General features: G+C 64.9%; 13 protein-coding genes. 10 read left to right on the top strand and 3 right to left on the bottom strand.

What is annotated here, in order from left to right; all coding sequences use genetic code 11:
* Positions 1-10 precede the first annotated feature (10 nt).
* Positions 11-1060 carry a ferredoxin--NADP reductase gene (locus tag KXR83_RS13140; RefSeq protein WP_099383922.1) on the bottom strand — a complete coding sequence of 350 codons (1050 nt, stop codon included), beginning with the start codon at positions 1058-1060 and terminating at the stop codon, positions 11-13.
* 58 nt (positions 1061-1118) lie between these two features.
* Complete coding sequence (gene mftR, locus KXR83_RS13135; protein WP_437425192.1) at positions 1119-1736, bottom strand: mycofactocin system transcriptional regulator; 618 nt, start codon at positions 1734-1736, stop codon at positions 1119-1121.
* A gap of 290 nt (positions 1737-2026) precedes the next feature.
* Between mftR and KXR83_RS13130 the strand changes: the two genes are divergently transcribed.
* The 6 genes from KXR83_RS13130 (at position 2027) to KXR83_RS13105 (ending at position 7245) form a co-directional block, all read left to right on the top strand.
* Positions 2027-3169, top strand: a complete 1143-nt coding sequence (locus KXR83_RS13130; protein ID WP_437425191.1) for an acyl-CoA dehydrogenase family protein — start codon at positions 2027-2029, stop codon at positions 3167-3169.
* A 118-nt stretch (positions 3170-3287) separates the two neighbouring features.
* Positions 3288-3395, top strand: coding sequence for a mycofactocin precursor MftA (gene mftA / locus KXR83_RS13125; RefSeq protein WP_023956102.1), 108 nt, complete (start codon positions 3288-3290; stop codon positions 3393-3395).
* 1 nt (position 3396) lies between these two features.
* On the top strand, positions 3397-3738 hold the full coding sequence (mftB, locus tag KXR83_RS13120; RefSeq protein WP_437425190.1) for a mycofactocin biosynthesis chaperone MftB: 342 nt from the start codon (positions 3397-3399) through the stop codon (positions 3736-3738).
* An 84-nt stretch (positions 3739-3822) separates the two neighbouring features.
* Positions 3823-5052 carry a mycofactocin radical SAM maturase gene (gene mftC / locus KXR83_RS13115; protein ID WP_099383925.1) on the top strand — a complete coding sequence of 410 codons (1230 nt, stop codon included), beginning with the start codon at positions 3823-3825 and terminating at the stop codon, positions 5050-5052.
* A gap of 97 nt (positions 5053-5149) precedes the next feature.
* On the top strand, positions 5150-6337 hold the full coding sequence (gene mftD / locus KXR83_RS13110; RefSeq protein ID WP_030164868.1) for a pre-mycofactocin synthase MftD: 1188 nt from the start codon (positions 5150-5152) through the stop codon (positions 6335-6337).
* Between the two features lie 104 nt (positions 6338-6441).
* Positions 6442-7245: a mycofactocin-coupled SDR family oxidoreductase gene (locus KXR83_RS13105; protein WP_023956246.1), complete on the top strand. Its 804-nt coding sequence runs from the start codon at positions 6442-6444 to the stop codon at positions 7243-7245.
* Between the two features lie 77 nt (positions 7246-7322).
* Here the strand turns inward: KXR83_RS13105 and KXR83_RS13100 are convergent, their stop codons facing one another.
* On the bottom strand, positions 7323-8414 hold the full coding sequence (locus tag KXR83_RS13100; protein ID WP_437425189.1) for a CaiB/BaiF CoA transferase family protein: 1092 nt from the start codon (positions 8412-8414) through the stop codon (positions 7323-7325).
* Positions 8415-8575: 161 nt separating this feature from the next.
* On the opposite strand from KXR83_RS13100, the gene mftE reads away from it, so the two are divergent.
* From mftE to KXR83_RS13080, 4 genes are all read left to right on the top strand, one after another.
* Positions 8576-9301, top strand: coding sequence for a mycofactocin biosynthesis peptidyl-dipeptidase MftE (gene mftE / locus KXR83_RS13095; protein ID WP_437425188.1), 726 nt, complete (start codon positions 8576-8578; stop codon positions 9299-9301).
* Between the two features lie 110 nt (positions 9302-9411).
* Positions 9412-10803 carry a mycofactocin biosynthesis glycosyltransferase MftF gene (gene mftF, locus KXR83_RS13090; protein WP_437425374.1) on the top strand — a complete coding sequence of 464 codons (1392 nt, stop codon included), beginning with the start codon at positions 9412-9414 and terminating at the stop codon, positions 10801-10803.
* A gap of 4 nt (positions 10804-10807) precedes the next feature.
* Positions 10808-12127 carry a mycofactocin system GMC family oxidoreductase MftG gene (gene mftG / locus KXR83_RS13085; RefSeq protein ID WP_437425187.1) on the top strand — a complete coding sequence of 440 codons (1320 nt, stop codon included), beginning with the start codon at positions 10808-10810 and terminating at the stop codon, positions 12125-12127.
* 57 nt (positions 12128-12184) lie between these two features.
* Positions 12185-13087, top strand: coding sequence for a glycosyltransferase (locus tag KXR83_RS13080; RefSeq protein ID WP_437425186.1), 903 nt, complete (start codon positions 12185-12187; stop codon positions 13085-13087).
* Positions 13088-13093 lie beyond the last annotated feature (6 nt).

Below are 13093 nucleotides of genomic sequence, written 5' to 3'. Positions count from 1 at the left end.
GAGGCGTGGGTCAGAACTCGATCTTGAGGGTGTCGGACGTGGGACGGGCCTGACATCCGAGGATGTACCCGTCTTCGATGTCCTCTTCGTCGAGAGCCCCGACGTTCTCCATCGCCACGGTGCCTTCGGTGACCGTGCACGCGCACGACCCGCATTCGCCTTCACGGCAGGAGTACGGAACGTCCAGCCCGGCCGACAACATGATGTCCACCAGGGTCCGGCTACGGGGCCACGACAACTCGTGCACCTCGCCGTCGAGCTCGACCTCCACCGATGCGGCGTCGGCGATCTGTTCCTCGGTGAGTTCTTCGGGCTCGGAGTCTTCGAACGGGTCACCGGAGAGCGAGGAGAACACCTCGGCATGCACCTGGTGGTGCGACATCCCGACCTCGGCAAGGGCCTTGTGCACCACGTCCATGAACGGACCCGGGCCGCACATGTATGCGTTGTAGGCCTTCAGTGGACGCAAGAGTGTTGCCAGCTTCTGCATCGTCGGGAGGCCCTGGACCGTCTCCAGCCAATGCACCACGGTGAGCCGTTCGGGGAACTGTTCTTGCAGCGCACGAAGTTCCGCGGCGAAGATCACGTCGTTCTCGCTGCGGTTGGCGTAACAGAGGTACACGCGCCCGGTGCCCTTGAGCAGAGCGGACTTGAGGATCGACATCACGGGCGTGATCCCGCTGCCTGCGGCGAGGAGCAGGATCGGCGCGCCGAGATCGGCCGGGGTGAACACACCTGAGGGCGGCAGCACCTCGATCTGATCTCCGGCGGACACGTTGTCGCAGACCCAGTTCGACCCGTAGCCATCTGCGGTGCGCTTGACGGTCACCTTGGGCTTCTCCGAGGCGAACGGGCTCGAGGCGAGTGAGTAGCAGCGAGCCACCGATCCCGTCTGATCACTCGGTATGCGCAACGTGAGGAACTGACCCGGCTTGTAGCGGAATCGTTCGGCCGACTCTTCCGGTACGTCGAAGACCAGGGACTTGGCGTCGCCGGTCTCGTCGATCACCTCGGCCACGGTCAGCACAATGCTGCGGGTGCTGTGCGGGGACACGGTCACCGGCCTACCTCCTCGCCTCACGGCATAGCGGACGCCACGGACAAAACTGGAACACGTTCTAGTCGAGATTACCAGTGCGTCCGAGCGGCCCCAACTCGCTCGTGAGGCCCACGCTCAGGATATGGCTACCGCGCGTGAGCAGGTCGCCCAGATCGGAGTCGGGCCGGTCCAGCCACTGCTGGTACGCGGCGAGCGCCACGGCGAGAAGCATCCAGGCGACCGTCTGGGGGCCGTGATCGGAGGCATCTGTGCCGGTGCGCATCGCGACGAACTCGGCGACCACATCACGCCATCCGGTGTACATCAGCATCGAATGCGCCTGCAGGGCCGGAACGCTCAGCAGCAGGTGCATGCGTCGACGGTGATGGTCGAGGTGCTCGTCCGGGATCTCGTTGAAGGCGAGCAGTGCGGTGCGCAGCGCGTCGGCGACGGGCATGTCCGCGGGAAGGTCGGCAAGCAACCTGCGCATGTCCTGCAGGTGCTCGTCGAAGTCACCCCACGCGATCGCGTTCTTGGAGGGGTAGTAGCGAAACAGGGTTCGCCGCGCGATCCCGGCGGCGGCTGCGACGTCGTCGACACTGGTCTCGTCGAACCCGACCTCGGTGAACAGGTCGATCGCGGCGTCGGTGATCTTCGCCTTGGTGGTGCTCGGCCGCCGCCCGATCTGAGCGGTCACGCCGATCGCCGTCCACTGGGCACGGCTTCACCTCCGGTGCGTCTCGCGGTCGCCGGCGTGCGACATCGCCCATGGTAGATGTCGCGCAGCGGCCTGGCCCTGTTGCCTCAAAAGGCTCGCCCCAATGCCTCAAAACGATCTGGCACCTGGTGCCGATCAACTACGATTGCCCCACTTGCCGGGGCATGAAGTGAACGAGCGTTCCCTCACCTCGACGGCGTGGCCGGGGCACATCGATGCCGCTCCGGACAGACGGTGATCAGACGTGAATGACGTTGAGAGGGAACACGATGCGTAGAACAGTATTCGAGACCGAGCACGATCAGCTCAGGGAGACAACCCGCCAGTTCATTGAACGGGAGATCGCACCTCATGCCGAGCAGTGGGAACGGGACGGCCAGGTCGACCGGTCGGCGTATCTCGCCGCCGGCAAGTACGGGCTGATCGGGTTCAATCTGCCGGAGGAGTTCGGTGGTGGCGGGATGGAGGATTTCCGCTTCAACGCCGTCATCGTCGAAGAGCTGGCGAAGTTCGGATCCGCGACGCCTGCATTGAGTCTGCAGAACGATGTGGTCGGGCCCTATATGGCCAAACTGACCAACGACGAACAAAAGCAACGCTGGCTTCCGGGCTTTGCCTCCGGCGAGCTGATCGGCGCCATCGCGATGAGCGAGCCCGGCGCAGGCAGCGACCTCGCCGGCATCAAGACGTCCGCAGTCCTCGACGGCGACCACTGGGTGCTCAACGGCTCCAAGACCTTCATCTCGGCAGGCATCAACTCCGACCTGGTCATCGTTGTCACCAGGACTGATCCGAACGGCGGGCACAAGGGGTTCACCCTGCTGGTCGTCGAACGTGGAATGGCCGGATTCGAACGCGGCCGCAAGCTGGACAAGATGGGCCAGCACGCGCAGGACACCGCCGAACTGCACTTCACCGACGTCCGGGTGCCGGTCGAGAACGTTCTGGGTGAGGTGAACAAGGGTTTCTACCACCTGATGCACAACCTGCCGTCCGAGCGGCTGTCGATAGCCATCGGTGCCATCGCCGGAGCGCGCCAGGTCTTCACCGACACGCTGCAATACACCAAGGACCGCAAGGCCTTCGGGCAGCCGATCGGAACGTTCCAGCACAACCGGTTCGTCCTTGCGGAGATGAGCACCGAGCTCGACATCGCAGAGCAGTACATCGATCGGTGCCTGGCCGCGGTGGTCGCGGGAGAGCTGACGGCGGTGGACGCGGCGAAGGCCAAGTGGTGGACCACAGAACTCGCCAAGCGAGTGATCGACCACTGTGTCCAGCTGCACGGTGGGTACGGCTACATGAACGAATATCCCGTGGCCAAGGCCTATGTCGACTCGCGGATCCAGACGATTTTCGGTGGCACCACCGAGATCATGAAGGACATCATCGGCCGCGACATGGGGCTGTAGTACCTGTCCTTTCGGACGATTTTCGCCGAATTCTCGTGTTGATTCGACTCAACCTCTGGCGTTTGTGCACTGAGTGCCATTATGGTGGTCGTCACACCCACAACAGGAGGTAATCCCCATGACAGCTCAGAATCCTTCGCAGTCGGACGCCACCACCGAGACCGAACTGGTCACCGAATCCCTGGTCGAAGAGGTGTCGATCGACGGCATGTGCGGCGTGTACTGACGTGACTGTCACCGACTTTGGCACGGTCACGGGTCGAGCTCCGGCTTCGCCTTCGTCTCCGTCGGGTCGAGCAACCGCGTTCGATACCGATCGCGCGTGGGTGCTGAACTCGTCGGTGGCACTGCGCCCCGAGCCTTTCGGAGCGCTGTTGTACCACTTCGGCACTCGTAAGCTGTCGTTCCTCAAGAACCTGACGGTGGTCGAGGTCGTGCAGTCGCTCGGTGATCACGCGAGTGCTGACGACGCGCTGGCCGCTGCCGGCATCGGCGATGTCGACCGGCACCTGTACGTCAGTGCGCTTTCTGCGCTGGCTGTTTCGGGAATGATCGTCCCCAACTCCTAAGTCCGGCATGACCGCACGCGTCGCAGCCCGGCGCGTGCGGTCCGGCAAATCCCTGCCGCCGTACGTGTTCTGTGAGGAACCCCCATGACTTCTGTTCTCGATCGCCCCTCGGCATCGCGTCAGCCCGTCGGCCGTCTGGTCGATCAATTCGAAAAAGGTCTCGATGCTCCGATCTGCCTGACGTGGGAGCTGACCTACGCGTGCAACCTGTCGTGTGTGCACTGCCTGTCCTCCTCGGGCAAGCGTGACCCACGGGAACTCGACACCGCGCAGTGTAAGGCCATCATCGACGAGCTGCAGCGCATGCAGGTGTTCTACGTCAACATCGGTGGCGGCGAGCCGACGGTGCGGCCCGACTTCTGGGAATTGGTCGACTACGCCACCGATCACCAAGTGGGAGTGAAGTTCTCCACCAACGGCCTCAAGATCGACAAGAAAGTCGCCCAGCGTCTCGCGGCCAGCGACTACGTCGACGTGCAGATCTCACTCGATGGCGCGACCGCCGAGGTGAACGACGCGGTGCGTGGCCCGGGGTCGTATGCGATGGCGATCAAGGCGCTCGAGAACCTGCACGAGGCGGGCTTCGCCGACGCCAAGATCAGCGTGGTGGTGACACGGCAGAACGTCACCCAGCTCGATGAGTTCAAGGCGCTCGCGGACCGTTACGGCGCAACCCTGCGTATCACCAGGATGCGGCCGTCCGGTCGGGGCGCCGACGTCTGGGACGACCTGCACCCGCTACCCGAGCAGCAGCGCGATCTGTACAACTGGCTCGTCGCACACGGTGAAGGGGTACTGACCGGCGACTCGTTCTTCCATCTGTCCGCGTTCGCCGAGTCGGGCCAGGGCGCGCTGCCCGGCCTGAACCTCTGTGGCGCCGGCCGTGTGGTGTGCCTGATCGACCCCGTCGGTGATGTGTACGCCTGCCCGTTCGCCATCCACGAGAACTTCCTCGCCGGAAACATCCTGTCCGACGGCGGGTTCAAGACCATCTGGCAGCAGTCCGACCTGTTCCTCGAACTCCGCGAACCCCAGAACGCGGGCGCCTGCACCAAGTGCCAGCATTTCGACGCATGCCGCGGAGGATGCATGGCCGCCAAGTTCTTCACGGGTCTGCCGCTGGCCGGACCCGACCCCGAATGTGTTCAGGGTTATGGCGAGGAATTGCTGGCGGGCGACCGCAGCGTGCCCTCGGCCAACAAGGACCACTCGCGTGGTGTGCCGCTGACCCTGATGACCCGCCCGCCCTCGCGTGACTGCGACGAGAACCCGCTGGCCGGATTCACGCCGGCGGCCGCCTCGGCCTGCCACTGAACGGCGCGGCTTCACCCGGAGTTGCCTTCGAGACCGAAGGCGAACTCCCACACCACAACCCGGCAAAGTCGCCGGTGAGCAAAGGAATCAACACCCCATGGTCAATCCCTGGTTCGAGAGTGTCGCCGAAGCCCAGCGGCGAGCGAAGAAGCGACTTCCCAAGTCGGTGTACTCGTCGCTGATCGCCGGAAGTGAGAAGGGCATCACGGTCAACGACAACGTGGATGCGTTTGCCGAACTCGGGTTCGCGCCCCACGTCGTCGGCGCGCACGCCGAGCGGGAACTGTCGACAACCGTGATGGGTCAAGACATCTCGATGCCGGTGATGATCTCGCCGACCGGTGTCCAGGCCGTCGACAAAGAAGGCGAGGTCGCCGTCGCTCGGGCAGCCGCCGCCCGCGGTACCGCCATGGGTCTGTCGAGTTTCGCCTCCAAACCGATCGAAGAAGTCACCGCAGTCAACGACAAGATCTTCTTCCAGGCCTACTGGCTCAACTCTCGCGAGGACATCCTCAAGCGCGCAGAACGGGCCCGGGAGGCCGGCGCGAAAGGTCTGATCGTCACCACCGACTGGTCGTTCTCGATGGGACGTGACTGGGGAAGCCCCGAGATCCCGGAGAAGGTCGATCTCAAGGCCCTGCTGAAACTGGCCCCCGAGATCGCGATGCGACCGCGTTATGCCTGGGACTGGTTCAACAAGGGCAAGCCCATCATCCCCGACCTCACCGCCCCGAACGTGGTGGACAAGGCACAGCAGGCACCGACCTTCTTCGGCGCATACGGCCAGTGGATGCAGACCGCGCCGCCGCGGTGGGAAGACCTGCAGTGGCTGCGCGAGGAGTGGGGCGGGCCGTTCATGGTCAAGGGCATCACCCGAATCGACGACGCCAAACGCGCCGTGGACATCGGGGCCACCGCCATCTCGGTCTCGAACCACGGGGGCAACAATCTCGACGGCACCCCGGCCACCATCCGCATGCTCGGTCCGATCGCCGACGCCGTCGGCAAGGACATCGAGGTACTCCTCGACGGCGGGGTGCGGCGCGGCAGCGACGTCGTCAAGGCCCTCGCCCTCGGTGCCGATGCGGTGATGATCGGCCGCGCCTACCTCTGGGGCCTGGCCGCCAACGGTCAGACCGGTGTCGAGAACGTCCTCGACATCATGCGCGGCGGAATCGACTCGGCTCTGATGGGACTGGGCCGCCGCAGTATTCACGACCTCACCCGCGACGACATCATCATCCCCGAAGGCTTCGAGAAGCGATTCGGCGAGACCACCTCGTAGGGCCCGGCGCCTCCGCGGGTTGATTCGACTAGAACACGTTACAGTTTGTTGTAACGTGGCGTGGTACTCAACCCACGTTCAGATCGACGGAGGCAGTGGCCGATATGGGAGATTTCGACGGCAAGGTCGTCTACATCACGGGCATCGCCCGCGGGCAGGGCCGCAGTCACGCGATCCGATTCGCCGAGGAAGGCGCATCGGTCATCGGGCTCGACGTGTGTGGTGAGGTCACCAAGATCGGTTATCCGGTGGCCACCGCCGAAGACATGGAAGAGACCGTGCGCCAGGTCAAGGCCGCGGGGGGCAATATTCTTGCCCGCCAGCTCGATACCCGTGACCTGGCGGGCCAGCAGCAGCTCGTTGCCGACGGCGTCGCCCAGTTCGGCCGACTCGACTACGTCATCGTCAATGCCGGTGTGCTCACCTGGGGCAGCGTCCACGAGATGACCGAGAGTCAGTTCATGGACGTCATCGATGTCAACGTGAACGGATCCTGGAAGACGCTCAAGGCGACCATCCCGGCGATGCTCGAGGCGGGCAACGGGGGCTCGATCGTGATCATCAGCTCCGTTGCCGGAATCAAGTCGATGCCGATGCAGGCGTCCTACTCGGCGTCCAAACATGCCCTGGTCGGGCTGGCGCACACAACCGCAAAAGAGCTGGGCCGCAGCAAGATCAGGGTCAACACGGTTCACCCCTACGGCGTCGAGACCCCGATGTGCATCGAGGACGCCGATGCCTTCAAGGTGTTCGAGATGCCCGAGTACAAGGCGCACTTCGAGCCGATCCTGCCCGGTATGGCCAAGTCCGGCGACATCACCGACGCGGTGATGTACCTGTGCTCCACACGCGCCAAGTTCATCACCGCCTCCTCCATCGAGGTGGACATGGGCGCCACCAAGGTCTAGTCGGCCACACAGCCGGCGGTTACGCCAACGGCCCACCCCGCACGCGGGGTGGGCCGTCGTTTCGTGCGTGCGGTCGGTCAGTCCTGCCAGAGCGTGGCGGGGTCGGCCGCGGTGCGGGCCGGTGCGGCGGGTGTGTCGGGCACTGTCCGCGAAAAGCGCGGTGCCACAGAGGCTTGCATGACGCCGTCGATCTCCACCAGGGATCCACGACTGGCCAGATGCTTGTTCTGCGGCGCCTCTTCCCAATCGAGTACCGGCGTGGCGCACGCGTCCGTTCCGTCGAAGATCGCGGTCCACTCGTCGCGGGTCTTGGACTTGAACACCTCGGCGAAGCGGATCTTCATGGCCGGCCACTGAGGCATGTCGAGCTGGTCGGGGAGTGTCTTGTCATCGGCGAGTCCCATCCCGTCGAGCAGGAGGGCATAGAACTGAGGCTCGATGGCGCCCACGGCGAAGTACTTTCCATCGGAGGTCTCGTAGACGTCGTAGAACGGGGCGCCGGTGTCGAGCAGGTTGGCTCCGCGCTCATTGCCCCACAGGCCCGTCCCGCGGAACGCCCACATCATCTGGCCGAGCACCGATGCGCCGTCAACCATTGCGGCGTCGATGGTTTGGCCCTTGCCCGACTTCTCGCGCTCCACGAGCGCAGCCAGGATTCCCTGCACGAGGAACATGGATCCGCCGCCGAAATCGCCGAACAGATTGAGCGGTGGGGTGGGCACCTCGTCGGCCCGGCCGACGGCATGCAGCAGGCCGGTCAGCGAGATGTAGTTGATGTCGTGGCCGGCCACCTGCGACAGCGGGCCGTCCTGGCCCCACCCTGTCATCCGTCCGTAGACCACACGGGGATTGACGGCTGCGACATCATCGGGACCGAAACCGAGGCGTTCGGTGACGCCGGGACGGAAGCCTTCGATGACCACATCGGCCCTGGCGATCAAATTCATGATCGCCTCTTTGTCCGTAGGATCTTTCAAGTTCGCCTCGACCACCGTGCGGTTGCGCAGGAGCTGATCGGCGACCTGTCCTTCTTTGGGAAGCTTGCCGGGGCGCTCGATCCGCACGACGTCTGCGCCCAGATCTCCCAGCATCATCGCAGCGTGCGGCCCGGGGCCGATGCCTGCGAACTCGATCACGCGTATTCCGCTCAGCGGTCCGTTCTTTGCCATGTATCGCACCTCATCGTCGAGTGGTCCACCACGCACGCCACCCGGCGGGCGCAGAGCGTCACATCCAAATACTGTCGGGTGCCAAGTAAACCAGGTGCCGAGCGAATGCTCGGGCGGCAAAGCCCTTCGGGGCGAAGCGGCAACGGTCTACCATTGTCCGAATGACACCTTCGGGCGGGCTCGGCTTCCGAAGCTGGACCGAGTTGGATGATCGGTCGGCCACGGTCCTCGTCCCGTTGGGTTCCATCGAACAACATGGGCCACACCTGCCACTCGACACCGATGTGCGGATAGCGACTGCCGTTGCCGATGCCGCAACCGGATCGGGCCCGGAGCCGTGGGCTCAGGGGGTCGACCTGATGGTTGCGCCACCACTCAATTACGGCGCGGCCGGGGAGCACGAGGGATTTCCCGGAACCATCTCCATCGGGCACGAGGTGCTGCACTCGGTGCTTGTCGAGTACGGTCGCAGCGCCTGCCGATGGGCGGCGCGCCTGGTGTTCGTGAACGCTCACGGCGGCAACGGGAGAACGTTGTTGTCGGCGGTGTCGCAACTGCGCACCGAGGGTCGGGAAGTGGCATGGTTCGGATGCGCCTCACCGGGCGCCGACGCTCATGCCGGTTACACGGAAACGTCGCTGTTGCTGCACATCTCGCCGATGGCCGTACGCGTCGAAGAGATGGTCAGCGGCAACGTGACTCCGGTGTCCGAATTGATGGCATCGATGCGCGCAGGGGGAGTGGCAGCTGTGAGTGACAACGGGATACTCGGCGATCCGATGGCGGCTTCGGCCGCCGAAGGGAGGCGAATGCTCAGCGACATGGCCGTACGGCTGGCCGACGCTGTCGGTCGGTGGGAGCCTGACTCGAACGGAATGCTCAGGTGATCGCCGGAAGTCGGCAGGACGAGCGCGAAGACGAAGGTGGCGATCCGGACGGATCGCAGGTCGACGTCCCGGTCGATCCCGATGTCGCGGTCCCGCCGCCCGGATTCCAGGTGCAGCTCGATCCACGCTGCATGATCTCCGACGATCGTCGCCACATCATCGGGGGATCGCCGACCCGGCTCCTGAACCTGTCCGAGTTGGCCGGCGACCTGCTCGACGCCGACGGCCGGCTCACGGTGCACGACCGCACCACCTCGCAACTGGCCAGGAAGTTGCTCGACGCCGGCGTCGGTCACCCACGGCCGATGTTCGGCCCTACCGACACCGACGTCACCGTCGTGGTCCCGGTGCGCGACAACCAGTCCGGAATCGACCGGCTGCTACCGGGTCTGGCCGGGCACAAGGTCATCGTCGTCGACGACGGGTCGGCCGTACCGATCGAGGCGCCAGGCGCCCAGGTGATCCGCCTCGAGCAAAGTCGTGGACCCGCAGCGGCGCGTAACAGGGGAGCCGCCCACGCGGACACCGAGTTGCTCGCCTTCCTCGACTCCGACGTCGTGCCAGAGCATGATTGGCTCACCAAGTTGCTCGGCCACTTCTCGGACCCGAAGGTCGCCCTGGCAGCGCCACGAATCGTCGCGCTCGAGCCGGGCGGCGGCGCCACATCCCGGTACGAAGCCCTGTGTTCTTCCCTCGACATGGGCCGCCGAGAAGGTCCGGTGGCGCCCCGGTCGCGCATTCCTTACGTCCCCAGCGCCGCAATGATCGTGCGCCGCAACTGTTTTCGCGGATTCGACGAGTCGATGGAGGTCGCCGAGGACGTGGACCTGTGCTGGCGGCTGCATGCGGACGGGTGGTCGCTGCGATACGACCCCATCGCAACCGTCGCCCACGACCACCGGCATCGTCTCTCCAAGAGCCTCGACCGCAAGCGGTACTACGGCACCGGCGCGGCGCTGCTTTCGGGCCGCCATCCGGGTATGGGTGCTCCCTTGGCCCTCACTGTTCCCATGGCGGCTGCGATGGCGGCTCTGGTCACGGGGACGGTCTGGGGGGTCATGGCCGCCCTCGCTGTCTTCGGGGTGATCGGCGGGCGGCTGCACCGTCGGGTGTCGTCCATGCCCGATGCCGCCCGCACGGCCGCCAAACTGACAGCGCAGTCGGTGGGATTCGGGGTGTTGCAGTCGGCGTCTGCGATGTGTCGCCACTACTGGCCACTGTCGATTCTCCTTGCCTTGGTGTCCAAGCGTTTTCGGCTGTTGCTGCTCACTGTTGCGGTGGGGGAGGCAGCATACGAGTGGGTCCGGTTGGAGCTGGTGAATCCCGAGCCCGGTGCTCGCGTCGGCTGGTGGCGGTTCATGGTGCTCAAACGGCTCGACGATCTGGCCTATGGCGCAGGTCTGTGGCAGGGGGCGCTCGCCGGCCGCAGCATCGACGCACTCTATCCGCGGATCAGTAATACGGTGTCGACCGAAGCGCGCCCCCGCGTCGCCCCTCGATGACCTGATGAGCGGAGCTGCCGATTTCGGCGCGGACGTCATCGTTGTCGGCGCGGGCAGCAGCGGGAGTGTTGTCGCCGAGCGCCTTTCCCGAGATCCGGATCGGCGGGTCCTGTGGCTCGAGGCCGGGCCCGGTTCACCGGGCTCATCCGCGCTGCGCCTGGATCGACTTCCCATCGGACCGGGTTCGGACCGGGTGGCGCGGTATCGGAGCAGGCAGGGGTTCGACCTACCCCGAGGGCGCGGTGTGGGTGGCTCGTCGGTGGTCAACGGCGGATACTTTCTGCGTTGGCATCGTTCGGATTTCACCGGTTGGTCCGAGGAGATCTGGCCGCTGTCGGTCATCGCCGACACCTACGACCACCTTGATGGTGGCGCGCAGGGCGGCGGCTCGATGCATGTCTCGGCATTTGCCGACGGTGAGATCCGCGGGTATGCCGAGGCATTCGAGAGTCATTGGGAAGCAAAGGGTTTTGCGCGTATCGATGCGCCGTGGACCGATGTGGGAATCAACCGGGTGCGTTCGAATCGCGATGGCCCCCTCCGTCGGTCGGCAGCGCACTGGATGGATGACGATGGCGGCCGGCGTGGCCTGCGTCTGCTCACCGGCGCTGCGGCCACCGAGCTCGTGGTGCGGGGAGGGCGCGTCACGGGAGTCGCCGTCGGTGACGACGTGTTCACTGCTGACGAGGTGATCGTCTGCGCGGGGACCCTGGGAACTGCAGAGCTGCTGATCCGGTCACCGGATGTGCAGATGCAGAGCCTGGATGTGTGGGAGCACCGCGAGGTGCTCGTACGGTTCGCCCCCTCGACATCACCGGTCGCGAAACCCCCGGCGTTGCTGCAGTCTGTGGTGCACACATCCGACGGTGTCGAGTTGCGTTGTTATGGAAGCGACTTCGCCGACTTCATCGACGGGCTGCCGGCAACGGGACCGGCTTTCGGGGCCGCCCCGATGCGCCCGCACCGCGCCGGATCCCTTTCGTGGGATGCGACGCGCGGGCTGCAGGTCGACCTCGGTGAGCTCGACGACGCTGACACGCGCACCCTGGGCGTGTGGGCGGAGCGACTGCGGGCGATGCTCGAAGGTGATCACTTCTCTGCGTCCGTGGAGAAGGGGAGTGCTCTGATCGATCCGGTGCTCAGGACTTCACAGCACGCCTGGGGCACACTGCCGATGGGTGGGGCCACGGACTGGGCCGGAGCAGTGCACGGGGTCGATGGTCTGAGGGTGATCGATGCCTCCATCTTGCCGACGGCCGGCTCGTCCGGGCCGCACGCGACGGTCATGATGGTCGCGACCCGGATCATGGATCTGATCTACTGATTTACCCATGTGAATGTCCGGTTGTCTTCCGTCAACGCCGGTGGCTACGGTAGGGCCATGGACGAATCTCGGTTGACCGTCGTGATCCCGGCCTACAACGAGGCCGAGACTCTCAGGGGTTGCCTCGACAGCTTGGTACCGCAACTGAACCACCTGTACGAGATCGTGGTGGTGGACAACAACTCGACGGATGAAACCGCTTCGCTTGTTGAGGAATTCGCTTCGAAGTATGGCAAGTTCCGGTCGGTGGTGGCCGCCGAACAGGGCGTGATCCACGCCCGCACAGTCGGTTTCGACAATGCCCGGGGGGATGTGATCGCTCGCATCGATGCTGATTCGCGCGTCGGTCCCGGGTGGGCGCAGTCGATCAACAAGTTCTTCGACCAGCACGGTGACGTTTACGAAGCGGGCACCGGGTTGTGCACTTCCTATGATCTGCCGTTCCAGGATCGCTTTCGCCGATCACACATGGGCATCACCGACGATGCGCGGGCCAAGCTGGCGGCGATGTCGGAGCGACAGGGGTCCGAGGGGCCAGATCTTCAGCGGTTGTTCGGGTCGAACATGGCAATGTCAAAAAAGGCGTGGGAGCAGGCGCGCTCGTGCAGTTGCATGCGCTCGGATGTGTTCGAGGATCTTGATCTGACCCTGTGCCTGAAGCGGAACGGTGTCCGGATCGGCCTGATCCCCGGCGCCGACGCAGCAATCTCTGGCCGGCGATACCTCACCTCGCCCCCGGCATACTTCCGGTACTGCCTGCGAGATCAGCGGACCTTCAAGGTGCATGGGTTGCCCAAGGAGCGAGCGAAGGCAGTGGTGCAGATGCTTGTTGTGGCCATGCCCTTTTATCTCATCAACTGGGTGCCCTTTCGGGCGTACGATCCAGCCTCGCAGCGATTCGCGATTCGGAACCTGATCCGTCCGCCACAGACTCGGCTCACTCCCCGCGCCCACCGCTGACCGCCG

This window comes from Williamsia muralis, from assembly GCF_051487485.1.
In the GTDB taxonomy this organism is placed as follows: domain Bacteria; phylum Actinomycetota; class Actinomycetes; order Mycobacteriales; family Mycobacteriaceae; genus Williamsia; species Williamsia muralis_B.
The sequence above is the reverse complement of the archived record's forward strand: the minus strand, read 5'-3'. Positions and strand labels throughout refer to the sequence as shown.

Coding starts and splice junctions, on each gene's coding strand:
- KXR83_RS13130 (WP_437425191.1), top strand. CDS start 2,027: ATGCGTAGAACAGTATTCGAGACCGAGCACGATCAGCTCAGGGAGACA.
- mftA (WP_023956102.1), top strand. CDS start 3,288: ATGACAGCTCAGAATCCTTCGCAGTCGGACGCCACCACCGAGACCGAA.
- mftC (WP_099383925.1), top strand. CDS start 3,823: ATGACTTCTGTTCTCGATCGCCCCTCGGCATCGCGTCAGCCCGTCGGC.
- mftD (WP_030164868.1), top strand. CDS start 5,150: ATGGTCAATCCCTGGTTCGAGAGTGTCGCCGAAGCCCAGCGGCGAGCG.
- KXR83_RS13105 (WP_023956246.1), top strand. CDS start 6,442: ATGGGAGATTTCGACGGCAAGGTCGTCTACATCACGGGCATCGCCCGC.
- KXR83_RS13100 (WP_437425189.1), bottom strand. CDS start 8,414: ATGGCAAAGAACGGACCGCTGAGCGGAATACGCGTGATCGAGTTCGCA.
- mftE (WP_437425188.1), top strand. CDS start 8,576: ATGACACCTTCGGGCGGGCTCGGCTTCCGAAGCTGGACCGAGTTGGAT.
- mftG (WP_437425187.1), top strand. CDS start 10,808: ATGAGCGGAGCTGCCGATTTCGGCGCGGACGTCATCGTTGTCGGCGCG.
- KXR83_RS13080 (WP_437425186.1), top strand. CDS start 12,185: ATGGACGAATCTCGGTTGACCGTCGTGATCCCGGCCTACAACGAGGCC.